Origin of the sequence: Streptomyces harbinensis, assembly GCF_900116145.1 — a bacterium.
GTDB lineage: Bacteria > Actinomycetota > Actinomycetes > Streptomycetales > Streptomycetaceae > Streptomyces > Streptomyces carpaticus.
Window position 1 is genome coordinate 40569 of the sequence record NZ_FPAB01000010.1, and the last position, 24674, is coordinate 65242.

24 protein-coding genes and 1 pseudogene are annotated in these 24674 nt (G+C 72.3%); 19 read left to right on the forward strand and 6 right to left on the reverse strand.

Annotated features, from left to right (window positions below; genetic code table 11):
* Positions 1 to 122 precede the first annotated feature (122 nt).
* Complete coding sequence (locus BM385_RS22905) at positions 123 to 812, reverse strand: bifunctional DNA primase/polymerase (RefSeq protein WP_019435513.1); 690 nt, start codon at positions 810 to 812, stop codon at positions 123 to 125.
* Between the two features lie 335 nt (positions 813 to 1147).
* Here BM385_RS22905 and nsdA point away from each other — a divergent pair, with 335 nt between their 5' ends.
* The 18 genes and pseudogenes from nsdA to BM385_RS27515 form a co-directional block, all read left to right on the forward strand.
* On the forward strand, positions 1148 to 2686 hold the full coding sequence (gene nsdA, locus BM385_RS22910; protein ID WP_093844241.1) for a transcriptional repressor NsdA: 1539 nt from the start codon (positions 1148 to 1150) through the stop codon (positions 2684 to 2686).
* Positions 2687 to 3009: 323 nt separating this feature from the next.
* Entirely contained in the window at positions 3010 to 4299 is a 1290-nt protein-coding gene (locus tag BM385_RS22915; protein WP_037756506.1) for an ammonium transporter, read from the forward strand.
* Entirely contained in the window at positions 4296 to 4634 is a 339-nt protein-coding gene (locus BM385_RS22920) for a P-II family nitrogen regulator (protein ID WP_019435516.1), read from the forward strand. Before BM385_RS22915 ends, BM385_RS22920 begins: the two co-directional genes overlap by 4 nt.
* A gap of 82 nt (positions 4635 to 4716) precedes the next feature.
* Entirely contained in the window at positions 4717 to 7299 is a 2583-nt protein-coding gene (locus tag BM385_RS22925; RefSeq protein ID WP_019435517.1) for a [protein-PII] uridylyltransferase, read from the forward strand.
* Positions 7300 to 7377: 78 nt separating this feature from the next.
* The gene (ffh, locus tag BM385_RS22930) at positions 7378 to 8931 is read left to right on the forward strand and encodes a signal recognition particle protein (protein ID WP_019435518.1); all 1554 of its coding nucleotides are present in this window, start codon (positions 7378 to 7380) and stop codon (positions 8929 to 8931) included.
* Between the two features lie 64 nt (positions 8932 to 8995).
* Entirely contained in the window at positions 8996 to 10411 is a 1416-nt protein-coding gene (gene proS / locus BM385_RS22935; RefSeq protein WP_026047735.1) for a proline--tRNA ligase, read from the forward strand.
* 110 nt (positions 10412 to 10521) lie between these two features.
* The gene (locus tag BM385_RS22940; protein WP_026047736.1) at positions 10522 to 11139 is read left to right on the forward strand and encodes a hypothetical protein; all 618 of its coding nucleotides are present in this window, start codon (positions 10522 to 10524) and stop codon (positions 11137 to 11139) included.
* 238 nt (positions 11140 to 11377) lie between these two features.
* On the forward strand, positions 11378 to 11827 hold the full coding sequence (gene rpsP, locus BM385_RS22945) for a 30S ribosomal protein S16 (RefSeq protein WP_019435521.1): 450 nt from the start codon (positions 11378 to 11380) through the stop codon (positions 11825 to 11827).
* Position 11828: 1 nt separating this feature from the next.
* Positions 11829 to 12068: an RNA-binding protein gene (locus BM385_RS22950; protein WP_019435522.1), complete on the forward strand. Its 240-nt coding sequence runs from the start codon at positions 11829 to 11831 to the stop codon at positions 12066 to 12068.
* 103 nt (positions 12069 to 12171) lie between these two features.
* Positions 12172 to 12735 (forward strand): ribosome maturation factor RimM, encoded by a 564-nt coding sequence (gene rimM, locus BM385_RS22955; protein ID WP_019435523.1) that lies wholly within the window; start codon positions 12172 to 12174, stop codon positions 12733 to 12735.
* A complete protein-coding gene (trmD, locus tag BM385_RS22960; RefSeq protein ID WP_019435524.1) occupies positions 12732 to 13541 on the forward strand; it encodes a tRNA (guanosine(37)-N1)-methyltransferase TrmD in 810 nt (269 codons plus the stop codon). Before rimM ends, trmD begins: the two co-directional genes overlap by 4 nt.
* A gap of 138 nt (positions 13542 to 13679) precedes the next feature.
* The gene (rplS, locus tag BM385_RS22965; protein WP_019435525.1) at positions 13680 to 14030 is read left to right on the forward strand and encodes a 50S ribosomal protein L19; all 351 of its coding nucleotides are present in this window, start codon (positions 13680 to 13682) and stop codon (positions 14028 to 14030) included.
* A 144-nt stretch (positions 14031 to 14174) separates the two neighbouring features.
* Complete coding sequence (lepB, locus tag BM385_RS22970; RefSeq protein WP_019435526.1) at positions 14175 to 14765, forward strand: signal peptidase I; 591 nt, start codon at positions 14175 to 14177, stop codon at positions 14763 to 14765.
* Positions 14766 to 14838: 73 nt separating this feature from the next.
* Positions 14839 to 15957, forward strand: coding sequence for a signal peptidase I (gene lepB / locus BM385_RS22975; protein WP_019435527.1), 1119 nt, complete (start codon positions 14839 to 14841; stop codon positions 15955 to 15957).
* Entirely contained in the window at positions 15866 to 16771 is a 906-nt protein-coding gene (lepB, locus tag BM385_RS22980) for a signal peptidase I (protein WP_019435528.1), read from the forward strand. The genes lepB (BM385_RS22975) and lepB (BM385_RS22980) overlap by 92 nt, the downstream gene beginning before the upstream one ends.
* A gap of 57 nt (positions 16772 to 16828) precedes the next feature.
* Positions 16829 to 17569 carry a signal peptidase I gene (gene lepB, locus BM385_RS22985; protein WP_026047739.1) on the forward strand — a complete coding sequence of 247 codons (741 nt, stop codon included), beginning with the start codon at positions 16829 to 16831 and terminating at the stop codon, positions 17567 to 17569.
* A gap of 28 nt (positions 17570 to 17597) precedes the next feature.
* On the forward strand, positions 17598 to 17933 hold the full coding sequence (locus BM385_RS22990) for a DUF2469 domain-containing protein (RefSeq protein ID WP_019435530.1): 336 nt from the start codon (positions 17598 to 17600) through the stop codon (positions 17931 to 17933).
* A gap of 112 nt (positions 17934 to 18045) precedes the next feature.
* Positions 18046 to 18462, forward strand: a pseudogene (locus BM385_RS27515) (murein hydrolase activator EnvC family protein); the annotation flags it as partial.
* Positions 18463 to 18519: 57 nt separating this feature from the next.
* On the opposite strand, the gene BM385_RS27520 reads toward BM385_RS27515, so the two are convergent.
* The 5 genes from BM385_RS27520 to BM385_RS23020 all read right to left on the reverse strand — a co-directional run bounded on the left by BM385_RS27520 (position 18520) and on the right by BM385_RS23020 (position 23403).
* A complete protein-coding gene (locus BM385_RS27520) occupies positions 18520 to 19167 on the reverse strand; it encodes a TetR/AcrR family transcriptional regulator (protein WP_078576365.1) in 648 nt (215 codons plus the stop codon).
* A 55-nt stretch (positions 19168 to 19222) separates the two neighbouring features.
* Positions 19223 to 20065 carry an RNA polymerase sigma factor WhiG gene (gene whiG / locus BM385_RS23005; protein ID WP_019435532.1) on the reverse strand — a complete coding sequence of 281 codons (843 nt, stop codon included), beginning with the start codon at positions 20063 to 20065 and terminating at the stop codon, positions 19223 to 19225.
* A 154-nt stretch (positions 20066 to 20219) separates the two neighbouring features.
* Positions 20220 to 21386, reverse strand: coding sequence for a DNA-processing protein DprA (gene dprA, locus BM385_RS23010; RefSeq protein ID WP_254791711.1), 1167 nt, complete (start codon positions 21384 to 21386; stop codon positions 20220 to 20222).
* Positions 21383 to 22996 (reverse strand): YifB family Mg chelatase-like AAA ATPase, encoded by a 1614-nt coding sequence (locus tag BM385_RS23015; protein WP_093844243.1) that lies wholly within the window; start codon positions 22994 to 22996, stop codon positions 21383 to 21385. Before BM385_RS23015 ends, dprA begins: the two co-directional genes overlap by 4 nt.
* The gene (locus BM385_RS23020) at positions 22996 to 23403 is read right to left on the reverse strand and encodes a YraN family protein (RefSeq protein WP_093844244.1); all 408 of its coding nucleotides are present in this window, start codon (positions 23401 to 23403) and stop codon (positions 22996 to 22998) included. Before BM385_RS23020 ends, BM385_RS23015 begins: the two co-directional genes overlap by 1 nt.
* 378 nt (positions 23404 to 23781) lie before the next feature.
* Between BM385_RS23020 and rpsB the strand changes: the two genes are divergently transcribed.
* Positions 23782 to 24657, forward strand: a complete 876-nt coding sequence (rpsB, locus tag BM385_RS23025; protein WP_019435536.1) for a 30S ribosomal protein S2 — start codon at positions 23782 to 23784, stop codon at positions 24655 to 24657.
* The last annotated feature ends 17 nt before the right edge of the window (positions 24658 to 24674 follow it).

Below are 24674 nucleotides of genomic sequence, written 5' to 3' on the forward strand. Positions count from 1 at the left end.
CGCACGTACGACCCGGCCGGTTCGTCCGGCCGGGCCCGCGCCCGCCCCGGAAGGCGTGCCGTACGGCCCGGCGCGGCGGCCCGTACGGCGGGACGACGCGCGGCCGGGCGCCGTCGGCCCGGTCAGCCGGCGGCGCGGTGGCACACGTACGCCAGCGCCCCGACCAGCAGCCGGGCCGGCGGCGGCTCGGCGCACTCCAGATCCGGCGCGCGCAGCCAGCGCACCGGGCCGTAACCCCCGTACTCGCACGGTGGTGCGGTGATGTGGCCCCCCGGCCCGAGGCAGCGCAGCTGCGGCAGCGCGTCGTCCCAGCCCATCCGGTACAGCAGCTGGGGGAGCTGGGCCGCGGCGCCCGGTGCGACGAAGAACCAGACGCGGCCGTGCGGGGCCTCGGCGACCGGCCCCAGCGGCAGCCCGATGCGCTCCAGGCGCAGCAGCGCGCGGCGGCCGGGGGCGCACGGCACCTCGATCACGTCGAAGCCGCGCCCGGTGGGCAGCAGGACGGAGGCGCCGGGGGCCCGGTCCCAGTCGGCCAGCGCCTGCCGCAGCGGGGTGCCGGCGGTGATGGTGAGCGCGGGGTCGAGCGGATGGGCGCCCGGGGAGGCGCACTCGGCGCGCCCGCAGGAGCACTCGGGGCGCCCGGGTCCCGGCCCGCGCCGCAGGGCTCGCGCACCGGGGGTGACGTCCCAGCCCCACAGGCCGGTGTACTCGGCGACCGCCATCCGGACCGAGTTGCGGATCAGCCGCCGCGGCAACCTGCCCGGAAGCCGCAGCTCCCGGATCTCCCGCAGTCCGTCGATCGTGAAGCCCATGCACTCTCCAACGGTCCGGTATACCGATAGTTACGATCGTCGGGCAGTAACCGGGGGGAGCACGTTCGCCGCAGTGCGCCCCAGTTGTGCTTCCTTCCGCCCGAGGCCGAACATCCCCCGTACCAGTGAAGCGCGCACGCTGGGCAATAGGTTCAATCGGAGGGGTGGCGAATGGTGGCGATTGGCCATCGCTCCTCCAGCGCGTCGGTGATCATAGGATTACTTTCGGTAGATTCATAGACGGGATGTCAGCAGACGGCGCGTCAGTTCGTGAGGTACGACGAGGCGACGGCCATCGGCCCGCGCGGGATGCGGGCCGGGATGGGGGCGTAACTGTGGGCACTGACGGCGGCACCTCCGAGAAGGTCCCCAACGAGCGGCTCACTTCCTGGTTCCAGCGCAGCGGATGGTCCAAGGGCGAACTCGCCCGCCAGGTCAACCGACGGGCCAGGGAACTGGGGGCGCACCACATCAGCACCGACACCTCACGGGTACGCCGCTGGCTCGACGGCGAACAGCCGCGCGAGCCCATACCCCGCATCCTGTCCGAGCTGTTCTCCGAGCGGTTCGGCTGCGTCGTCGGCATCGAGGACCTCGGACTGCGCTCCGCGCGCCAGTCCGCCGCCGTCTCCGGCATCGACCTGCCCTGGGCGGGCCGGCAGACCGTGGCGCTGATCAACGAATTCTCCCGCAGCGACTTAATGCTGGGCCGGCGCGGGTTCCTGGGGACCTCGCTGTCCGTCTCGGCGGGCCCCGCGCTGATCGAGCCCATGCAGCGCTGGCTGGTCCCCACCTCCGCCGACGGCCCCGCCCCCGCTCCCCAGGAAACGGCGGGCGGCGCCCGGATCATCGCGCTGCCCACCGCGCAAGGACCCGGCGGCGGAGGCCAGCGCAGAAACGGTCTGTCAGTGCCCGAGCTGGAGCTCCTGGAGCACACCACCGCCGAGTTCCGCGCCTGGGACGCCCAGTGCGGCGGCGGCCTGCGCCGCAAGGCGGTCGTCGGCCAGCTGCACGAGGTCACCGACCTGCTCCAGGAGAACCACCCCGAGCCGGTGCGCCGGCGGCTGTTCCGGATCACCGCCGAACTGTCGGAACTGGCCGGCTGGATGAGCTACGACATCGGACTCCAGCCGACCGCGCAGAAGTACTTCGTCCTCGCCCTGCACGCCGCCAAGGAGTCCGGCGACCGGCCGCTGGGCGCGTTCATCCTGTCCCAGATGAGCCGGCAGATGATCCATCTGGGCCGCGCCGAGGACGCCCTGGAGCTGATCCACCTCGCGCAGTACGGCAGCCGGGAGGGTGCCACCGCCCGTACCCAGGCCATGCTCCACGCGATCGAGGCGCGCGCCTACGCCACCATGGGAGCCTCGCCCAAGTGCGTGCGCGCGGCGCGCGCCGCCGAGGAGACCTTCTCCGACGCCGGTCCCGCCGATCGCGACCCGCCCTGGATCCGCTTCTTCACCGAGGCCGAGCTGAGGTCGGAGAACGCCCACTCCTACCGGGATCTCGCCTACATCGCCGGCCGCAGCCCCGCGTACATCTCGCTCGCCCGCCCGGAGATGGAACGGGCCGTACAGCTCTTCGCGCAGGAATGCGAGAGCCAGGGCAACGGTGGGTACCAGCGGTCGTATGCACTCAACCTGATCGGCATGGCCTCCGTGCACCTGCTGGACCGCGATCCCGAGGCCGCCGTCGGCCGGGCCGGCCAGGCCATCGCGCTGGCGCGGCGGCTGCGCTCGGAGCGGGTCAACACCCGGCTGCGCAAGACCTCCGCCAACGCGCTGCGGGACTTCGGCGAGCTGTCCGCCGTCCGCGGTCTGAGCGAGCGGCTGACCGCGGAACTGCCGGAAAGCGAGGCGGTCCGGGCCTGCTGAGCCCGCCCTCCCCGGCTGCCCCGTCCCCGGCCGCGGTGGCCGCCAGCGGCGGCTCGGTCCGGCTCCTCCCCGCCGGGTCGGCCCGGGTGGCCCACGGCGGGCGGTCCGCTGTCCGCACTCCGGGAGGACAGTGCCGCACACCGTAGTACGGGCGTGGTGCGGGGCCTGCCCATTTCATCTCTGCTTAACATGCCGCTACTCATCGTCACCCCTGCGAAACATGGGCGGCCATCACCGGAAACGGCCCTCCGGGAGCCTGTGGCGCATCCTGACCCGCCCAAGATCCTGCCCGCACGGGTCGTCATTCTGAGGAGACGTTCACGTTGGAAGCAGCAGATATCGCTTTTGTGGTGATCTGTGCCGCCATGGTCATGTTGATGACCCCCGGCCTCGCCTTCTTCTACGGGGGCATGATCCGCGTCAAGAGCGCACTGAACATGCTCATGATGTGCTTCATCGCCACCGGCATCTCCAGCGTGCTGTGGGTGCTCTACGGCTTCTCCCTCGCCTTCGGTGACAGCGTCAACGGCGAGGGCGGCGGCATCATCGGCAACCTGGACTTCATCGGCTTCAAGGGCATGCTCGGCGTCGAGGGCTCCGAGACCCTGCTCACCTTCGCCGTGTTCCAGCTGATGTTCGCGGTGCTCACCCCCGCCCTGATCAGCGGCGCCCTGGCCGACCGCGTCAAGTTCAGCGCCTGGGCCGTCTTCATCGCGGTGTGGGTCTCCATCGTCTACTTCCCGGTCGCGCACTGGGTCTGGGGCGACAACGGCTGGATCGGCGGACTGGAGATCGACGGCCACGAGGTCATCGACTTCGCCGGCGGCACCGCCGTCCACATCAACGCCGGAGTCGCGGCCCTCGCCGCCGTCCTGGTGATCGGCAAGCGCATCGGCTTCAAGAAGGACCCGATGCGCCCGCACAACCTGCCCATGGTGCTGCTCGGCGCCGCCCTGCTGTGGTTCGGCTGGTTCGGCTTCAACGCCGGCTCGGAGCTCGCCGCCAACGGCACCGCCGCCCTGATGGCCCTCAACACCATGGTCGCCACCGGCACCGCCGTCCTCGGCTGGCTCGCCTACGAGCGCATCCGGCACGGTGCCTACACCACCCTCGGCGCCGCCTCCGGCGCGATCGCCGGCCTGGTCGCCATCACCCCGTCCGGCGCCAACGTCAACCCCATGGGCGCCCTGCTCATCGGCCTCGTCGCCGGCGCGGTCTGCGCCTGGGCCGTCAGCCTCAAGTACAAGCTGGGCTTCGACGACTCCCTCGACGTCGTCGGCGTCCACCTCGTCGGCGGCATCATCGGCACCCTGCTCGTCGGCTTCCTCGCCATCGACGGCGCCGGCGGCTTCGCCCAGTTCACCCTCCAGGCCGCCGCGGCTGCCGCCGTCATGGCGTACTCCTTCGTCGTCACCTGGATCATCGCCAAGATCATCGACGTCACCATCGGCTTCCGTTCCTCCGAGGAGGAGGAGACCGCCGGGCTCGACCAGGCCTACCACGCGGAGACCGGGTACGACTTCAGCCAGACCGGCACCGGCTCGGTGACCGTGGCCAGCAGCGTTCCGGCGACCACCCAGACGGCCGCCGGCGACAAGAAGGTGGACGCATGAAGCTCATCACCGCGGTGATCAAGCCGCACCGTCTCGACGAGGTCAAGTCGGCCCTCCAGGCCTTCGGCGTGCACGGGATGACCGTCACCGAGGCCAGCGGCTACGGCCGCCAGCGCGGACACACCGAGGTCTACCGCGGCGCCGAGTACACCGTCGACCTCGTCCCCAAGATCCGCCTGGAGATCCTCGTCGAGGACGACGACGCCGAGCAGCTCATCGACGTCGTGGTCAAGGCGGCACGCACCGGGAAGATCGGCGACGGGAAGGTCTGGAGCGTTCCCGTGGAGGAAGCCGTACGGGTCCGCACCGGGGACCGCGGCCCCGACGCCCTGTGACCCCGGGGCCCCACCGGGCGCCCGGACGCACCGGGCGCGGCACACGCACCACCTGACCACCTGAACAGGAGCTGGGGACCGCATGACGGCGGAGTCGACATCCACCACCGGCACGGACACGGGCCCCAGCGGCGGGTACGCGGCGGCCAGGCTGCGTCTGCTCGGCGAACCACTCGCCGACCACCAGACGCGGCCCGGGCCGCCGCGCCGCGCCCAGCTCGCCCAGCTCACCGACACCTGGCTCACCGGCCTCCTCGGCCACCGGCCGCACACCCCCCGCGTCGCGCTGGTCGCCGTCGGCGGCTACGGGCGCGGCGAACTGTCACCACGCAGCGACCTCGACCTGCTGCTCCTGCACGACGGCACCGGCACCGCCGCGGAGATCGCCGCCCTCGCCGACCGGGTCTGGTACCCGGTGTGGGACCTCGGCATCTCCCTCGATCACTCGGTCCGCACCCTCGCCGAGGCCCACGAGACCGCCGCCGACGACCTCAAGGTTCACCTCGGTCTCCTGGACGCCCGCCACATCGCCGGCGACGCCGCCCTCACCACCGAACTGCGCACCGCGCTCCTCGCCCAGTGGCGCGCCCAGGCGCCCGCCCGTCTCCCGGCCCTGCACGAACTCGGCCGCGAGCGCGCCCGGCGCCACGGCGAACTGCCCTTCCTCCTCGAACCCGACCTCAAGGAAGCCCGCGGCGGCCTCCGCGACGCCACCGCACTGCGCGCCGTCGCCGCCTCCTGGATCGCCGACGCACCCCGGGCCGGCCTCGAAGCCGCCCGCGCCACCCTGCTCGACATCCGCGACGCCCTCCACCTGACCACCGGCCGCGCCACCGACCGGCTCGCCCTGGAGGACCAGGACCAGGTCGCCAAGGCCCTCGGACTGCTCGACGCCGACGCCCTGCTGCGCCGCGTGTACGAGGCGGCGCGCACCATCTCCTACGCCTCGGACGTCACCTGGCGCGAGGTCGGCCGGGTGCTGCGCTCCCGCGCCGCCCGGCCCCGGCTGCGGCAACTGCTCGGTGGCCGCGGCGCCCGCCGCGTCCACCCCGCCGAGACCCGCACGCCGCTCGCCGAAGGCGTCGTCGAAGCGGACGGCGAAGTCGTGCTCGCCCGCTCGGCCCGCCCCGACCGCGACCCGGTGCTGCCGCTGCGCGCCGCCGCCGCTGCCGCCCAGGCCGGACTGCCGCTGGCGATGCCCGCCGTCCACGCACTCGCCGCCGCTGCCGCGCCGCTCCCCGTTCCCTGGCCGGCGGAGGCCCGCGAGGAGTTCATCACCCTGCTCGGCGCCGGCCCCGACACCGTTCCCGTGTGGGAGGCGCTGGAAGCGGGCGGCGTCATCGACACCCTGCTGCCCGACTGGGAACGCGTCCGCTGCCGCCCCCAGCGCAACCCCGTGCACCGCTGGACCGTCGACCGGCACCTGGTGGAGACCGCCGTCCGCGCCTCCGCCCTCACCCGCCGCGTGCAGCGCCCCGACCTGCTGCTGATCGCCGCCCTGCTGCACGACATCGGCAAGGGCTGGCCCGGCGACCACAGCGTGGCAGGCGAGACCATCGCCCGCGACATGGCCGCCCGCATCGGCTTCGGTCCCGCCGATGCCGAGGTGCTGGGCACCGTGGTACGCCACCACCTGCTGCTCGTGGAGACCGCGACCCGTCGTGACCTGGACGACCCGGCCACGATCGCTCACGTCGCCGGCCTCGTCGGTTCCACCGGCACGCTGGAACTCCTCCAGGCCCTCACCGAGGCCGACGCACTGGCCACCGGCCCCGCCGCCTGGTCCACCTGGCGCGCCTCGCTCGTCGACGACCTCGCCGCGCGCGTCGCCGCCGCACTAGGCGCCGACGCCGCCGGCGACAGCGACGGCGACGCACCGGCCCGGTCCGTACCGCACCGGGCCACCGTCGCCGCCGAGCGGCTGGCCGTCGAGGCCTTCCGCACCCAGGCTCCCGTCCTCGCCCTGCACGCGGCCCGGCCGGAGCCCGCCGCGCCGCCGCCCGGGGACCGGAAGCGCACCCGCTCCGACGCCGCGGGCGACGACGCCGCGGCGGCACCCGAACCGGTCGGCGTGGAACTCGTCATCGCCCTCCCCGACCAGCCCGGCGTGCTGCCCGCCGTCTCCGGCGTCCTCGCGCTGCACCGGCTCACCGTGCGCTCCGCCGAACTGAGCACCGTCGACCCGGCCGGCCAGGGCGAGGTACTGCTGCTCCAGTGGCGGGTAGCCGCCGCCTACGGCTCCCTGCCGCAAGCAGAACGACTCCGCGCCGACCTCGTCCGGGTCCTGGACGGCTCCCTCGACATCAGCCGCCGGCTCGCCGAACGCGAAGCCGCCTACCGACGGCCACGCCGCCGCCTGCCGCAGGCCCCGCCGCCGCGGGTGACCGTCGCCCCGCTCGGCTCCGCGCTGGCCACCGTCATCGAGGTGCGCGCCCAGGACGCCCCCGGGCTGCTGCACCGCATCGGCCGCGCCCTGGAAGGCGCCGGGGTGCGGGTGCGCAGCGCCCACGTCAGCACACTCGGCGCCAATGCCGTGGACGCCTTCTACGTCACCGGTCCGCAGGGCGGCCCGCTGCCCGCCGAGCGGGCCGCCGCGCTCGCCCGCGACCTCGAACAGGCCCTGGCCCCCACCCCCGACCCGGACCCGGCGGAACCCGCGGGCTGACCGTACCCGCGCCATGCGGATACGCTGGAGGGCACCGATCATCCGAGACCGCCGAGCCACAAGGGATCCGCCAGCGCCGTGTTCGACACACTCTCCGACCGCCTAGCGGCGACGTTCAAGAACCTCAGGGGCAAGGGCCGCCTCAGCGAGGCGGACATCGACGCCACGGCGCGCGAGATCCGTATCGCCCTGCTGGAGGCGGATGTCGCCCTGCCCGTGGTGCGTGCCTTCATCGGGCAGATCAAGGAACGGGCCAGGGGCGCCGAGGTCTCCAAGGCGCTCAACCCCGCCCAGCAGGTCATCAAGATCGTCAACGAGGAACTGATCCGCATCCTCGGCGGCGAGACCCGGCGGCTGCGGTTCGCCAAAAATCCGCCCACCGTGATCATGCTGGCCGGCCTCCAGGGTGCCGGTAAGACCACCCTGGCCGGCAAGCTCGGCCGCTGGCTGAAGGACCAGGGCCACACGCCGCTGCTGGTCGCCGCGGACCTCCAGCGTCCCAACGCCGTCAACCAGCTGTCCGTCGTGGCCGAGCGGGCCGGCGTCGGCATCTACGCCCCCGAGCCGGGCAACGGCGTCGGCGACCCGGTCAAGGTCGCCGAGGACTCCCTCGTCCACGCCCGCGACAAGCAGTTCGACGTGGTCGTCGTCGACACCGCCGGCCGGCTGGGCATCGACCAGGAGATGATGGCCCAGGCCGCCGACATCCGGGACGCGGTGCGTCCGGACGAGGTGCTGTTCGTCGTCGACGCGATGATCGGTCAGGACGCGGTCACCACCGCCGAGGCATTCCGCGACGGCGTCGGCTTCGATGGCGTCGTGCTGTCCAAGCTGGACGGCGACGCGCGCGGTGGTGCGGCGCTGTCCATCGCGCAGGTCACCGGCCGGCAGATCATGTTCGCCTCCAACGGCGAGAAGCTGGACGACTTCGACGCCTTCCACCCGGACCGGATGGCCTCCCGGATCCTGGGCATGGGCGATGTGCTCAGCCTCATCGAGAAGGCCGAACGCACCTTCAGCCAGCAAGAGGCCGAGGCGATGGCCTCCAAGCTGGCGAAGGGTCCCAAGGAGTTCACGCTCGACGACTTCCTGGCCCAGATGGAGCAGGTCCGCAAGATGGGCTCCATCTCCAAGCTGCTCGGCATGATGCCCGGCATGGGCCAGATGAAGGAGCAGATCAACAACCTGGACGAGCGCGAGGTGGACCGCACCGCCGCGATCATCAAGTCCATGACGCCGGCGGAGCGCGCCGACCCCAAGATCATCAACGGCTCGCGGCGGGCCCGTATCGCGCGGGGTTCCGGCGTGGACGTGTCCACCGTCAAGGGACTGGTGGAGCGGTTCTTCGAGGCCCGCAAGATGATGTCGCGGATGGCCCAGGGCGGCGGTATGCCCGGCATGCCGGGGATGCCCGGCATGGGCGGCGGCGCCAAGCGCAAGGGCAAGCAGCAGAAGAAGGCCAAGGGCAAGCGCCAGTCGGGCAACCCGATGAAGCGGCGGCAGCAGGAGGCCGCCGACGCGCAGCGCAAGGCGGAGGGCGGCGGCGCGGCGTTCGGCATCCCCGGCGCCGGTCAGGACGCCGGTGACTTCGAGCTGCCCAAGGAGTTCCGGGACATCCTGCCCCCCAAGTGACCGAAGCGGTGCCCACGGCGCCCGGACGCGTACCGTACGCTCCGGGCGCCGTACCATGTCCGCCATGGCCAAGGCTCCCGTACTCACCCCGCAGCACGCGGACTTCCCCCGCTGGTACCAGGACCTGATCGGCAAGGCCGAGCTGGCGGACAACGGGCCGGTGCGCGGCACCATGGTGATGCGACCGTACGGCTACGCGCTGTGGGAGCGGATGCAGCAGGAGCTGGATGCCCGGATCAAGGCGGCGGGTGCCCGCAACGCCTACTTCCCGCTGTTCATCCCGGAGTCCTATCTCAGCCGCGAGGCCGAGCACGTGGAGGGCTTCGCGCCCGAGCTCGCGGTGGTCACCCACGGCGGCGGCAAACGGCTGGAAGAGCCGGTGGTCGTCCGGCCCACCTCCGAGACGATCGTCAACGAGTACTTCGCCAAGTGGATCAACAGCTACCGTGACCTGCCGCTGCTGATCAACCAGTGGGCGAACGTGGTGCGCTGGGAGATGCGGCCCCGGGTCTTCCTGCGCACGACCGAATTCCTGTGGCAGGAAGGGCACACGGCGCACGCCAGTTACGAAGAGGCGCGCGACTACGCCGCCCGCATCCACCGCGAGGTCTACGCCGACCTGCTGCGCAATGTGCTGGCCATCGATGTCGTCCTGGGCCGCAAGTCCCCCGCCGAACGGTTCGCCGGCGCCATCAACACCCTCACCCTGGAGGGCATGATGCGCGACGGAAAGGCCCTGCAACTGGGCACCAGTCATGAGCTGGGCCAGAACTTCGCCAAGGCCTTCGACACCCGCTACCTGGGCGCGGACGGCACGCGGCAACTGGTGTGGCAGACCTCCTGGGGCGCCTCCACCCGCATGGTCGGCGGCCTGATCATGTCGCACGGCGACGATCACGGCCTGCGGGTACCGCCGCGGCTGGCCCCGGTGCAGGCCGTGGTGCTCGCCGTGAAGAGCGACGACGCGGTGTCGGCGGCGGTGCGCGAGAGCGCGGCGCGGCTGCGCGGGGCCGGCGTCCGGGTGGAGACGGACGAGCGCACGGACGTCCCGTTCGGCCGGCGTGCGGTGGACTGGGAGCTGAAGGGCGTCCCTGTCCGGGTCGAGATCGGTCCGCGCGACCTGGCGGACGGCACCGCCACGCTGGTGCGCCGCATCCCCGGCGGAAAGCAGCCGGTCGCGCTCGCCGCGCTCCCGGAACTGCTGCCGGCCCTGCTGGAGGAGGACCAGGCGCACCTGCTGCGCGAGTCCCGCGAACGGCGCGAGGCCCGTACCACCGAGGTGGCCACCGTGGAGGAGGCGGCGGAGGCCGCGGCGGCGGGCGGCTGGGCCCGGATCCCGTGGGCTCGGCTCGGCCCGGAGGGAGAGGCGCGGCTGGCGCGGGACGCCGTGTCGGTCCGCGTCCTGGTCGCGGCGGACGGGTCGGTGCCGGAGTCGGACGACGCACCGGGTACGGTCGCTGTGGTGGGCCGCGCCTACTGACCGAGATCTCCGGTGATTTCGGCGTCGCCATGAACTGACGGGTAAGTGCAAATTCGCGGACTTGGCACCGTAATCGGAACACCGGATGGGCCTTGCTCGTTACACACGACGTGAGCACGACACCACCAGTTCTCGCCGCCGAGCTGGCACACGCGTGGGCCGATATTCAACGGCACCACCCGGAGCTGCCGGATCTGGCCGCCCCCGAATCCCTGATCGGGGAGTCGTCGTCCGCCTGCGGGCACGAACTCTCCTTCGAACGACTGTTGCACGAGGCTGTGCACGGCATCGCCGCCGCCCGTGGAGTGCGGGACACCTCCCGGGCGGGGCGGTATCACAACCGCCGCTTCCTGGCGATCGCCGAAGAGCTCGGTCTCGACCATGCCGAGGATCCGCATCCCAGCAGCGGATTCTCCCTGGTGACCATGAACGCCGAGGCCCGCAGGCGTTACCGACCCACGGCCGAGCGCCTCCAGCGAGCCCTCAAGGCTCATCTGGCGGCGACCGCCACCGATACCAAGCGCAGTTTCCGAGGGCCCGCCGCCCGGCACGGTTCGTCCGGCGGTGGCGTCCGGGTCAAGGCCGTCTGCGAATGCGGGCGCAATGTGCGGGTCGTCCCCTCCGTCCTCGCACAGGCCCCCATCATGTGCGGTGCCTGCAAGAAGCCCTTCCAGATCGCCGAGACGGCAGTCTCCGGAAAGACGATGGCTGTCGCCGCGTCCGTGTGACGCGAGCGGATCCGTCCCCTGACGCCTCCGGGGCGGCGCCGAGCGCCGGTCCCCCCACCTTTTCCCGGGCGTGCTCCGGGCCCCCGCGCCCGTGTGGCAGAATGAAACGCTGAACTCGGCAGTCGTACAGGACCCCTCTCGCCTTCGGCTGGCGCGTCCATCGGGCCCTCCTGAGCCGCAACCCCACGTGGCAGAACGCTGTGGCCCATCACGTCAAGACTCAGGAGACACCACAGCAGTGGCAGTCAAGATCAAGCTGAAGCGACTGGGCAAGATCCGTTCGCCGCACTACCGCATCGTCGTCGCCGACTCCCGCACCCGCCGTGACGGCCGGGCCATCGAGGAGATCGGCCTGTACCACCCGGTGCAGAACCCCTCGCGCATCGAGGTCGACTCCGAGCGCGCCCAGTACTGGCTGGGTGTCGGCGCGCAGCCGACCGAGCCCGTGCTGGCCATCCTCAAGGTCACCGGCGACTGGCAGAAGTTCAAGGGCCTGCCCGCCCCGCCGCCGATCAAGGTCGCCGAGCCCAAGCCGGACAAGCGCGCCCTGTTCGAGGCCGCGTCCAAGGAGTCGGGTGGCGAGCCCAAGGGCGAGGCCATCACCCCGAAGGCCAAGAAGAGCGACAAGGCCGAGAAGAAGGCCGACGCCGAGGGCACCGACGCTCCGGCCGAGTCGACCGAGGGCTGAGATGCTGGAAGAGGCCCTGGAGCACCTGGTGAAGGGCATCGTCGACAATCCCGACGAGGTTCAGGTCGCCTCGCGCACTCTGCGCCGCGGGCGCGTGCTGGAGGTCCGGGTGCACCCCGACGACCTCGGCAAGGTGATCGGCCGCAACGGCCGGACCGCCCGATCGCTGCGTACGGTCGTGGGCGCGCTCGGTGGCCGGGGCATCCGGGTCGATCTGGTCGACGTGGACGAGGTCCGCTGAGGGCCCGTCGCGATGGCATCACACCGAAGGCCGGGGGCCGAGCACCACGCCCCCGGCCTTCGGCTGTCCGTGCAGCACTGAGGGAAGAGACGGAACAGTCACCGTGGAGCTGGTTGTAGCCCGCATCGGGCGTGCCCATGGCATCAAGGGCGAGGTCACCGTCGAGGTGCGCACCGACGAGCCCGAGGTACGGCTCGCACCCGGCGCCGTACTCGCCACCGACCCGCCCGGCACCGGCCCGCTGACGATCGAGACGGGGCGGGTGCACAGCGGACGGCTGCTCCTGCGGTTCTCCGGCGTCGCCGACCGCAGCGCGGCGGAGGCACTGCGCAACACCCTGCTGATCGCCGAGGTGGATCCGCAGGAGACGCCCGAGGACCCGGAGGAGTACTACGACCACCAGCTGATCGACCTCGACGTCGTCACGCGGGACGGCACGGAGGTCGGCCGGATCACCGAGATCTCCCACCTGCCGTACCAGGACCTGCTGGTGGTGGCCCGGCCCGGCGGCGGAGAGGTGCTGATCCCCTTCGTGCACGAGATCGTGCCCGAGATCGACCTGGCCGAGCAGCGCGCGGTGATCGACCCGCCGCCCGGGCTGCTGGAAGAGCCGCCCGGCGTGGACGGCGCGGACGGCGCCGACGGTGCGGAGGACGGCCGGCGGTGAGGATCGACATCGTCAGCATCTTCCCGGAGTACCTGGAGCCGCTGAACGTCTCCCTCGTCGGCAAGGCACGCGCCCGCGGCCTGCTGGACGTCCGGGTGCACGACCTGCGCGCGTGGACGCACGACCGGCACCACACCGTGGACGACACCCCCTACGGCGGCGGCCCCGGCATGGTGATGAAGCCGGAACCATGGGGAGAGGCGCTGGACGCGGTCCTGGCGGACGGCGAGGGCATCCCCGAGCTGATCGTCCCCACACCCAGCGGAGTGCCGTTCACGCAGCGGCTCGCCGTGGAACTGTCCGCCGCGCCCTGGCTGGTCTTCACCCCTGCCCGCTACGAAGGCATCGACCGCCGCGTGATCGAGGAGTACGGCGCCCGGCTGCGGGTGCGCGAGGTCTCCATCGGCGACTACGTCCTGGCCGGCGGCGAGGCCCCGGTACTGGTGATGACCGAGGCGATCGCCCGGCTCCTCCCCGGGGTGCTCGGCAACGCGGCCTCCCATCAGGACGACTCCTTCGCGCCGGGCCCGATGGCGGCCCTGCTGGAGGGCCCGGTCTACACCAAGCCGCCCAGCTGGCGCGGGCACGAGGTGCCGGAGGTACTGGTCAGCGGCCATCACGGCAAGATCGCGCGGTGGCGCCGGGACGAGGCGCTGCGCCGGACGATCGCCCACCGCCCCGAGCTGATCGCCGGAGCCGACCCCGCGGCGTTCGACAAGCGGGACCGGGCGACCCTGGCGGACGAGGGCTGGTGGCCCGGGCCGGACGGCCGATTTGGGCCCGGGTCATCCGGCGTGGAAGAATAGCCCGGCTCACCCGCCCCGGCGCGCGACCCTGCCACAGGGGGATCGACGCCCGCCGGAGGGGAGCACACGTACGTGACCCCACCATCATCACGATGACCGCTGGATGGCCTGTGGCATCCGCGAAGAGAGCAGCCAGACATGACCCACCTTCTCGACACCGTCGACTCCGCGTCGCTGCGCGACGACGTCCCGGCCTTCCGGCCCGGTGACACCATCAACGTCCACGTGCGCGTCATCGAGGGCAACCGCTCCCGTGTGCAGCAGTTCAAGGGCGTCGTCATCCGCCGCCAGGGCTCCGGTGTGCGCGAGACCTTCACCGTCCGCAAGGTCAGCTTCGGTGTGGGCGTGGAGCGTACCTTCCCGGTGCACACCCCGGTCGTGGAGAAGATCGAGGTCGTGACCCGCGGTGCCGTCCGCCGCGCCAAGCTGTACTACCTGCGCGAGCTGCGCGGCAAGGCTGCCAAGATCAAGGAGAAGCGCGAGCGCTGACGGGCGCTGCCCGGTGGCCGGTTACCATCAGGCGTGACCGATTCCGACGCACAACTTCCGGAGCGCGACCGCTCCGCCGGCTCCGAGCGGGGCAGGTGGTGGCGGTCGCGCTCTGTGCGTGTATGGGCCGTCTCACTCCTGGGCATGGTCCTGCTTCTCGGGACGACCAGCGCGTACGTCGTGCAGCCGTTCGTCATCCCCAGCGGTTCCATGGAGGGCACGCTCCAGGTCGGTGACCGGGTGCTGGTCAACAAACTCGCCTACCGCTTCGGCGGTGAGATCCAGCGCGGCGACGTGATCGTCTTCGACGGCGCCGGCACCTTCGCCGCCGAGCCGGAGGACCCCGGACTGCTCGGCGGTCTGCTGCGCACGGCCGGCGCCGCGGTCGGGCTCGGTCCCGCGTCGGGCACCGACTACGTGAAGCGGGTGATCGGCGTCGGCGGCGACCGGGTGGTCTGCTGCGACACCCAGGGCCGGATCGAGGTCAACGGTGAACCCCTGGATGAGCCCTACCTGTATCCGGGGGACGAGCCATCGACGGTCAGGTTTGACATCGAGGTGCCGGAGGGACGGTTGTGGGTAATGGGTGACCACCGTTCCGATTCGGCGGACTCCCGGGAGTATCTGGGAGCGCCGGGGGGTGGCACGATTTCCGAGGACAAGGTGATCGGCCGGGCGGACTGGATCGGCTGGCCGCCCAGCCGAATGCACTCCCTGCGGTCGGCCGATGGGTGAGCGGGGGAAGCCCCGGAGCGGGCGAGGACGGCTGGGCCGGGGAAAGCAGGAGCCGCCGGAGGAGTCTTCCGCCGTGCGGGACGCCGCGGCGCAAGCCGCGCGGGAGCAGCCGGAGGGCGAGGCCGCGGAGCGGCCCACGCTGCGGGGTCCGGGGGAGGGCCGCGCGGACCGCCGCCGGGCGGCGAAGCGGATCAAACGCCGCAGACGGCTGCGGGCGACCCGTGAGATACCGATCCTCATCGGTGTCGCGCTGTTGATCGCGCTGGTTCTCAAAACCTTTCTCGTGCAGGCCTTCGTCATCCCTTCGGGGTCGATGGAACAGACGATCAAGATCGACGACCGGGTGCTGGTGGACAAGCTCACCCCCTGGTTCGGCTGGGAGCCCCAGCGCGGCGAGGTGGTCGTCTTCCGGGACCCGGGCGGCTGGCTGGAGCAGGACGCCCAGGTCACGGCCGGGGATCCGCCGGCCGGCATCAAGCAACTGCGGGACGCCCTCACCTGGATCGGGCTGCTGCCCTCCGCCGAGGACCAGGATCTGATCAAGCGCGTGATCGGGGTCGGCGGCGACACCGTCGTCTGCTGCGAGGAGGCCGGCCGGATCACGGTGAACGGCGTCGCGGTGGACGAGCCGTATCTCTACCCCGGAAATCCGCCCTCCCGCATCGAGTTCGAGGTGACGGTGCCGGAGGGGCACATCTTTGTGATGGGTGACCACCGGTCGAACTCGGCCGACTCCCGGTACCACCTGGAAGGCCCGGATCAGGGTACGGTTCCCATCGACCTGGTCGTGGGCCGTGCGGTGGTCATCGCCTGGCCGTTCGCGCACTGGCAGCGGCTGGACGGCAGCGACGCCTTCGCGGCGGTGCCGGACCCGGACGGGGCCGGCGACGGCGCACCGGCGCGGGCCGGTCCGCCGCAGCGGGCCACGATTGGGGACAATGTTTTGGCGCCACTCCCGATCCCTGCGGAACTCCCGCTCGTTATGGGAGTAGTGGGCCTGTGGCGTTCAGCGCACGGGCGGAAACGCAGCGTGAGGAGTGGATGTGGGGGATGTGGCGGTCGGTGCACGGTCCGGTGCGGACGAACCGGAGGAACCTCCGGTGAGTCCCCGAGACGGAGCATCTGGCGAGGAGCCCCCAGGCGGCGGCAACGGCCCCGACGGCCCGGACGAGGGCGGCTATCAGCCCGATGACGGGCGGAGCACGCCGCCTCCGGGCAAGAAGCAGCGCTCCTTCTGGAAGGAACTGCCGATCCTCATCGGCATCGCCATCGTGCTGGCGCTGCTGATCAAGACCTTCCTCGTGCAGGCCTTCTCGATCCCCTCCAACTCGATGCAGAACACCCTCCAGCGCGGCGACCGCGTCCTGGTGGACAAGCTCACCCCCTGGTTCGGCTCCACACCCGAACGCGGCGAGGTGGTCGTGTTCAACGACCCGGGCGGCTGGCTCGGCGAGACCCCCGAGCAGAGCGGGTTCGGCGCCGCTGTGCAGCAGGGACTGAGCTGGATCGGTCTGATGCCGTCCGCGGAGGACCAGGACCTGATCAAGCGCGTCATCGCGGTCGGCGGCGACACCGTCTCCTGCCGCAAGGGCGGGCCGGTGATCCTCAACGGTGAGGAACTGGACGAGAGCGCGTACCTCTTCCCCGGCAACACTCCCTGCGACGACCAGGAGTTCGGGCCCATCACGATCCCGGACGGCGAGCTGTGGGTGATGGGCGACCACCGGCAGGACTCGCTCGACTCCCGCTACCACCAGAACCTCCCCGGCGGCGGCACCGTGCCGGAGAGCAAGGTGGTCGGCCGCGCCATCGTGATCGCCTGGCCGGTGAACCGCTGGTCCACACTGCCGGTGCCCTCCAGCTACAGCGACGTCCCGAGCGCGGCGGCGGCCACGGCTGTCGCGGCGGCGGCGAGCCCGGCCGGACTGGGGCTGACCCTGGCCGTACCGCTGGTGCTGTGGCGCCGCCGTGCGCTGCTCCGTAGGGAGGAGTCGGCCGCACGCTGATCGTGCGGCACCCGGCGCTGGGTAGAGTCACCCCGGACCAGAAATCTGGAGGGTGTGATGAGCGGAGCGCCGCGCGGGGGTGTGGGACGGCGGTTGTCCCAGCTCGCCGTGGCCTTGGGCTGTGTGCTGTTCGTGGGCGGTTTCGCCCTCGGCGCCCTCCTCTACCAGCCCTATGCCGTGCCGACCGACTCCATGCACCCCGTGGTCGCGGCGGGGGACCGGGTGCTCGCCCAGCGCATCGAGGGCCGGCAGGTGCGGCGCGGGGACGTCGTGGTCTTCCGGGAGGCGGCGTGGGGGGACGCCCCGATGATCAAGCGTGTGGTGGGCGTCGGCGGGGACACCGTGGCCTGCTGCGACCCGGACGGGCTGCTCCTGGTGAACGGCGAGCCCGTGGTGGAGCCGTATCTCGATCCCCGGTGGAGCGACTCCCCGACGTCCTACGAGGTCCGCATTCCTGAGGGTGAGCTGTTTCTGCTGGGCGACCAGCGGCTTGCCTCCGTCGACTCACGCGATCAGATCACCGACGTCCAGGCGGGCAGCGTCCCCGCAGAGGCGGTCACGGCCCGCGTGGAGGCCACGTTGTGGCCGCTGGGCTCCGTGGGGCTGCTGCCCCGTCCCACCGGGTTCGCCGGCCTGCCCGGCGGCATATCGGGCTCCGGGCCCCTGGTGCCGCTGTGCTGGGCGATCGGGGCCGGGCTTGTGCTGATCCTCGCGGGCGGGCTGTACGGTCCCCTGGTGCGTCGCTCGTCCCGTTCGGGCCACCGCCGGGTGCCGAAGCGGGCCGGTGAAGCACAATGAGGGAAGCACGGCTGAAGGGGATCACACCATGAGCGCCGAGGACCTCGAAAAGTACGAGACCGAGATGGAGCTGAAGCTCTACCGGGAGTACCGTGACGTCGTCGGTCTGTTCACATATGTGATCGAGACCGAGCGCCGTTTCTACCTCACCAACGACTACGAAATGCAGGTCCACTCGGTTCACGGCGAGGTGTTCTTCGAGGTGTCCATGGCGGATGCCTGGGTCTGGGACATGTACCGGCCGGCGCGGTTCGTCAAGCAGGTGCGCGTCCTCACCTTCAAGGACGTCAATATCGAAGAGCTCAACAAGAGCGAGCTGGATCTCCCGGAGGACTCCGGCTTCGGCGGGTCGCGCGGGCAGTGAACGTGCCGCAGTCTCACTCGGACGAGTGACCGAGTTATCCACAGCGGCCCGGTTGTCCACAGATTCCGGCCGCCCTTCACCACGACCGGCCTCCCTCGGGCAGGGTGCCGGTATGGCTCCCCTCACTCTCTGTTGTCTTCTGCTCGCGCTCGCCGGTGGCAGCTCGCCACCCGAACGCGCCTGGCCCGTGTCCGGCCCCCAGGGTGCGTCGCGACCGCTGATCCTCCGGCTCTTCGAACCACCGGCGACCCCCTGGGGGCCCGGTCACCGAGGAGTGGACCTGGCAGCCGAGCCGGGTGACCCGGTGGTGGCGTCCGCGCCCGGCACGGTCGTGTTCGCCGGCAAGGTCGCCGGCCGCGGTGTCATCAGCATCGAACTCTCCGGATCCGACGGACCGCCGGTCCGCACCACCTACGAGCCGGTGCGCGCCACGGTGGCCGTGGGCGAGACCGTCACGGCGGGTCAGCAAGTGGGTGTCCTGGAGGACGGCCCGTTCCACTGCGACCGGCCCTGCCTGCACTGGGGTCTCAAGGAGAGCGGCGCCCGCCGGTACCAGGACCCGCTGAGCCTGCTGCCCGCCGAGCTGCTACGCCCCGGCCCCTCCCGGCTCCTGCCCGTCGACGGCGTGCCGCTCCCCGGGGACGGGCCCGGGCACGGCCCCGGCGACCCCGTCGAGGGCGATCCGCACGGCCGTCGCGGCGATCTCGGCGGGGTCGGCGAAGCCGGCCAGCGCGCGGCGCACCGCCGCGTCCACCACGCCCTGCAACAGCGCCGCCGCCGATCGCGGATCCGTATGCCCCAGGCCGCGAAGCGCTTCGGCGATCAGCTCAAACAGTCCACCGTGCGCCGCCTTGATCTTCTCCCGGGCCGCCGTGTCCAGCTCCATGGCCGAGATCGCCACCACCGCCCGGTGCCGGGCGTCGCAGGCGAGCGCGAGTTGCGCACGCACATAGGCCGCCACCTGTTCCCGCGGTGAGTCGGCCGCGGCCACCGCGGCCTCGACCTCGGCAGCCCACAGCGGGAAGTCGACCGCGCACAGCGCTTCGACGACCGCGCCCCGGGAGCGGAAGTATTCGTAGACGGACGAGCGGGCAAGACCGGTGCGCGCGGCGAGCGCCGGGAAGGTCAGTGCCGACGCCCCGCCCTCGGACAGCAGTGAACGGGCGGCGTCCAGCAGGGCGCCGCGCTGCAGCGAGCGGTGCTCGGCCACGGAGGCCGCTTGGATCCTGGGCACCAGACCACTGTAGAGCGTGCGGCGGACGAGGTTGAGCCCGAGCGCGGGAGCGGTTTCAACCGCTCACATCGGCGAGCTTGGCCCGCAGCTGAAGCACCGACTTGGTGTGGATCTGACTGACCCTGCTCTCGGTCACCCCCAGGACCTGGCCGATCTCCGCGAGCGTCAGCCCTTCGTAGTAGTAGAGCGTCACCACCGTCTTCTCCCGCTCCGGCAGGGTGTTGACGGCCCGGGCCAGCAGCCGGCGCAGCTCCCGGTCCTCCGCCACCTCCACGGGGTCGTCGGCGGCGGTGTCCTCCAGCGTGTCCATCAGGCTCAGCCGGTCGCCGCTCTCCCCGCCCACATGCAGCAGCTCTTCCAGCGCGACCACGTTGGCCAGCGACAACTGGCTGAATACCGCGTGCAGTTCCTCCAGCGTGATGTCCATCTCGCGGGCCACCTCGGACTCCGAGGGGGTCCGGCGCAGCGACGCCTCCAGGGTGGCGTAGGCGCGTTCGATGGCGCGGGCCTTCTGCCGGACCGAGCGCGGGATCCAGTCCAGTGCGCGTAGCTCGTCGATCATCGCGCCACGGATCCGGGTGATGGCGTACGTCTCGAACTTGATGGAGCGCTCGGGATCGAACTTCTCGATCGCGTCGATCAGGCCGAACACCCCGGAGGAGACGAAGTCCGCCTGTTCCACGTTGGGCGGCAGCCCCACGCTCACCCGGCCCGCCACGTACTTCACCAACGGGGAGTAGTGCAGGATCAGCTGCTCCCGCAACCGCTCGTCACCGGTGGCCTTGTAGGTGCGCCACAGCTCGTCGAGCGACGTGGGCGCGGCGGAGAGCGTCGCGCCCTCCGCCGCGGCCGGAGCGGCCGGCGCCTGGTGCGCGGGCCCGGGGGAGTGCTGGGGCATGCGTTGTCTTGAGCCGTTCTGCAGGGGTCTGAGCGAGTGGTGCGGAGTTCCGGGATGGCGAACTCTGTGAGCGTAGCGTGACTGGTGGGTCGCTTTGCGCAGGTGGCCGAAGTTGGCCGATGCGCAGATACGTTCCGCTGGGTGCACCGTCGTGTTACGCACCCGCTTCGGGGCGTGGCGCGGCCGGGAGGGCGTGTCGGACGGCGGGCCGTCGCAACTGCCAGCGATCGCCCACGTGTTCGACGAAGCCCAGTGAGCCGAGTTCGAGCAGCCGGGCCAGCGCCGCCTCGCTCGACATGCAGGCGCCGCGGGCGATCTCCGGCACCGTGACCGCCCGTGCCACCGGCAAGGCGTCCAGGACCTGACCCGCCGCCTCGCCCAGCAGATCCCTGGGAACGGCGGGGCCCCTCTCCCCGTCCGCCACCTCACCCATCGCCCCCACGAGTTCGATGACCTCGCCCGCGCTGCCCACCAGCGTGGCCTCCTGACGGATCAGCCGGTGCGTACCCGCCGAGAGCCCCGAGGTCACCGGGCCGGGCACCGCCATCAGATGCCGGCCCAGCCGCGCCGCCCGCCGGGCGGTGATGAGCGAACCGCTGCGCAGCGCCGCCTCGACGACCACCGTGCCGCGGCTCAGGGCCGCGATCACCCGGTTGCGCTGCACGAACCGGCCCCGCGTCGGTCGTTCCCCCGGCGGCAGTTCGCTCACCAGCAGCCCGCCCTCCGCGACCCGCTCCAGCAGTTGCCGGTGCCCGGCCGGATAGGCCACGTCGAGACCACAGGCCAGCACGGCCACCGTCGGACCGCCCACCGCCAGGGCGCCCCGGTGTGCCGCGCCGTCCACGCCGTACGCGCCGCCGGAGACCACCGTCCAGCCGCGCTCCGCGAGCGTCGCGGCCAGCTCTCCCGCCATGTGCGTGCCGTAGTCGGTGCAGGCCCGGGCCCCCACCAGCGAAACCGAACGCAGCGCCACGAACCGCAGCGAGCAGGCACCGCGCACCCACAGCCCGACCGGACGGGCCGCACCGAGATCGTCCAGCTGCCCCGGCCACTCGTGGTCGCCGGGGCACACCAGCCGGCCGCCGCACCCGGCGCTCTCCTCCAGATCGCGCCCCGGCACGACCCGCTCGGCCCGCAGCCGCAGCCCCGCCCAGCGGGGCGGCGGTACCTCCGGCAGCCGCTCGTCCCGCTCCAGTGCCCGCCACACCTCCGCCGCGCCGAGCCGCGCCAGCTGCTCGCCCAGGAGCTGGTCCCCGGGCTCGATCACCCGGGTCAGCGCCGACCGCGCCAGCCGCTCCCCGTCCGTCACCGTCCCGCTCACGGCAGGCTGCCCGCCACTCCGGCACCCCGCCGTACCCCGGTACGGAACTCCAGCGCGGCGTCCACATCGTCCGCCGTGGGACGGTCGTGCCCGGCCAGGTCCGCCACCGTCCAGGCCACCCGCAGCACCCGGTCGAGGCCACGGGCGGTGAGCGTGCCGCGATCCATGTCGGTCTCGGCCCGGGCCAGCGCGCCCGGCGCAGGCGCCCAGCGGGTCCGCAGCTCGTGGCCAGGGGCCTCGCCGTTGGTGCTCCAGCCCATACCGGCGTAACGCGCCGCCGCCCGTTCCCTGGCCGCCAGCACCCGCTCGGCCACGGCGGCCGTGGATTCCCCGCTGCTCGCCGACGTCAGCTCCGCGCGGCCGACCGGCTCGACCGGCACCCGCAGATCGATCCGGTCCAGCAGTGGCCCGGACAGCCGGGCCCGGTACCGCCGTACCGTGCCGGGCAGACACTCGCACTCCCCGCCCGGTGAGCCGTGCCGCCCGCACGGACACGGATTGGCCGCCAGGACCAGCAACACCCGGGCGGGCATCCGCAGTACCCCGGCCGATCGCGCCACCACCACCTGCCCCGACTCCAGCGGCTGCCGCAGCGCGTCCAGCACCTGGCTGCTCATCTCGGCGGCCTCGTCCAGGAACAGCACTCCGTGGTGTGCCAGCGACGCCGCTCCCGGCCGCGGCAGCCCGCTGCCACCGCCCACCAGAGCGGGCAGCGAGGCCGAGTGGTGCGGGGCGCAGTACGGCGGCCGGTCCACCAGCGGGCGCCCCGGCGGCAGCGAACCGCTCACCGAATGCACCGCGGTGACCTCAAGAGCCTCCTGCCGGGTCAACGGGGGCAGCAGCCCCGGCAGCCGCTCGGCCAGCATGGTCTTGCCCGCCCCGGGCGAGCCCTGGAGGAACAGATGGTGGCGTCCGGCCGCCGCCACCTCCAGCGCCCGGCGGGCCAGCCGCTGCCCCGCCACCTCGGCGAGATCCGGCGGCTGCTCCGTACCGTCGAAGGTGCGATACAGACCGGCGGGCCGTGGGTAGCCCCAGCCCGCGCCGCGCGGCCCGGGGCCGCCGCCCTCCGGCCGCGGCGGGGGTTCATCCGGCACCGGTTCGCCGGCGAGTACGGCGATGAGCTGGCGCAGGCTGCGCACGCCCAGTACGGCCACATCGGGCACCAGGGCCGCCTCCGCGGCGTTCTGTTCGGCGACCACCACCTGCCGGTAGCCGGCGTCCGCCGCGGTGAGCACGGCGGGGAGCACGCCGCGTACCGGCCGGACCCCGCCGTCCAGCCCCAGCTCGCCGATCAGCAGCAGGTCGGCGATGGCCTTGGGGTCGACGCGTTCGGCCGCGGCCAGTACGGCGGCAGCCACCGCCAGATCGAATCCGCTGCCGCATTTGGGCACCGCCGCCGGGCTCAGCCCCACGGTGAGCTTCTTCTGCGGCCACTCGGCACCCGAGTTGAGTACCGCGGCCCGGACCCGGTCCCGGCTCTCGTTCAGCGACTTGTCGGCCAGCCCCACCAGGGTGAACGCCGCCACCCCCGGCTCCAGGTCCGCCTGCACCTCCACCACCACGCCCTCGACCCCGACCAGGGCCACGGCGCAGGTCCGCGCGAAGGCCATCACGCCACCCCCCTGGCGTGCTCGACCACCGGCGCTCCCCGGCGCGGCACCAGGACGCCGACCAGATCGATCCGCAGCCCGCCGGAGGGCGGTGCCCCGTAGCGGGGCAGCCAGCGTTCGCTGAGCCACCACTCGGCGAGCCGCCGCAGCCGCTCCGCCTTGCTCGCGCCGACCGCCGCCATCGGGTGCTGGAACCCCGCACCCCGGCGGGTCTTCACCTCGCACACCACCAGGACCTCCTGCGGACCGGGCTCCCGGGCCACGATGTCGATCTCTCCGGCCCGGCAGCGCCAGTTGCGCTCCAGCACCGCCATTCCGGCGGCCGTCAGCCGCCGTACCGCCAGGTCCTCACCGAACCGGCCCAGAGCTCCCCGCTGGTTGCCGGTACGTCCCGTCGCACGCGTCATCGCGCATCACCTCCGCCCCGGACGCTGCCCCAGTCGCGGTGATCCCGCCGGGGCCTGTGGACAACCACCGGGGTGTGGACAACCCGTTCACTCGTGTGGGGGACGGTCCGTGTGGCGGGGGAGCGCGGCGGGGCCCCGATGGCCTGTCGCCCCGCGTGCCCGGGGTCCCGTACACTTCTGGTGGCGATCCGGGTCCCCGGATCGACCTCGCATGCCCCGCCACCACCGCGTCCGGCCTCGCAGCCGAAGCGCTGAGGTGGCCGCGACTCTCGGTCCCGGGACGGCCCCGCAGGCAGTCCCCGGCACAGCGCGCAGGGGCATCAGGAGCGCCGGCCGCCCGGTCGGCGCTGACAACCGAGCACCACGAGGAGAACGGCCATGGCCGTCGTCACGATGCGGGAGCTGCTGGAGAGCGGCGTCCACTTCGGGCACCAGACCCGCCGCTGGAACCCGAAGATGAAGCGCTTCATCTTCACCGAGCGCAACGGCATCTACATCATCGACCTGCTCCAGTCGCTGTCGTACATCGACCGCGCCTACGAGTTCGTCAAGGAGACCGTCGCCCACGGCGGCACGGTCATGTTCGTCGGCACCAAGAAGCAGGCCCAGCAGGCCATCGCGGAGCAGGCGACCCGGGTCGGCATGCCCTACGTCAACCAGCGCTGGCTGGGCGGCATGCTCACCAACTTCTCCACCGTGCACAAGCGGCTGCAGCGCCTCAAGGAGCTGGAGCAGATCGACTTCGAGGACGTGGCCGCCTCCGGCCTGACCAAGAAGGAACTGCTCGTCCTCTCCCGCGAGAAGGCCAAGCTGGAGAAGACCCTGGGCGGTATCCGCGACATGCAGAAGGTGCCCAGCGCCGTCTGGATCGTGGACACCAAGAAGGAGCACATCGCCGTCGGCGAGGCCCGCAAGCTCAACATCCCGGTGGTCGCGATCCTCGACACCAACTGCGACCCCGACGAGGTCGACTACAAGATCCCCGGCAACGACGACGCGATCCGCTCCGTCACGCTGCTCACCCGGGTCATCGCCGACGCCGTCGCCGAGGGCCTGATCTCCCGCTCCGGTGTCGCCGAGGCGGCCAAGGGTGGCGAGAAGGCGGCCGGCGAGCCGCTGCCCGAGTGGGAGCGCGAGCTGCTGGAGCGCGGTGAGTCCGCCGAGGCCAAGGCCGAGGACAAGCCCGCCGAGCAGGCGCCCGCCGAGGCCGCCCCCGAGGCCCCCGCCGCGGAGACCCCCGCCGAGCAGGGCTGACGCGAGCCACAGCGATT

Bases quoted from the DNA above. Each gene is read 5' to 3' on its own strand.
- BM385_RS22950 (WP_019435522.1), top strand. From the start codon at position 11,829: ATGCTGGAAGAGGCCCTGGAGCACCTGGTGAAGGGCATCGTCGACAAT.
- BM385_RS22905 (WP_019435513.1), bottom strand. From the start codon at position 812: ATGGGCTTCACGATCGACGGACTGCGGGAGATCCGGGAGCTGCGGCTT.
- BM385_RS22925 (WP_019435517.1), top strand. From the start codon at position 4,717: ATGACGGCGGAGTCGACATCCACCACCGGCACGGACACGGGCCCCAGC.
- rpsB (WP_019435536.1), top strand. From the start codon at position 23,782: ATGGCCGTCGTCACGATGCGGGAGCTGCTGGAGAGCGGCGTCCACTTC.
- BM385_RS23020 (WP_093844244.1), bottom strand. From the start codon at position 23,403: ATGACGCGTGCGACGGGACGTACCGGCAACCAGCGGGGAGCTCTGGGC.
- proS (WP_026047735.1), top strand. From the start codon at position 8,996: ATGGCCAAGGCTCCCGTACTCACCCCGCAGCACGCGGACTTCCCCCGC.
- lepB (WP_019435526.1), top strand. From the start codon at position 14,175: ATGGTCCTGCTTCTCGGGACGACCAGCGCGTACGTCGTGCAGCCGTTC.
- BM385_RS23015 (WP_093844243.1), bottom strand. From the start codon at position 22,996: ATGGCCTTCGCGCGGACCTGCGCCGTGGCCCTGGTCGGGGTCGAGGGC.
- rplS (WP_019435525.1), top strand. From the start codon at position 13,680: ATGACCCACCTTCTCGACACCGTCGACTCCGCGTCGCTGCGCGACGAC.
- BM385_RS22990 (WP_019435530.1), top strand. From the start codon at position 17,598: ATGAGCGCCGAGGACCTCGAAAAGTACGAGACCGAGATGGAGCTGAAG.
- lepB (WP_026047739.1), top strand. From the start codon at position 16,829: ATGAGCGGAGCGCCGCGCGGGGGTGTGGGACGGCGGTTGTCCCAGCTC.
- whiG (WP_019435532.1), bottom strand. From the start codon at position 20,065: ATGCCCCAGCACTCCCCCGGGCCCGCGCACCAGGCGCCGGCCGCTCCG.
- BM385_RS22920 (WP_019435516.1), top strand. From the start codon at position 4,296: ATGAAGCTCATCACCGCGGTGATCAAGCCGCACCGTCTCGACGAGGTC.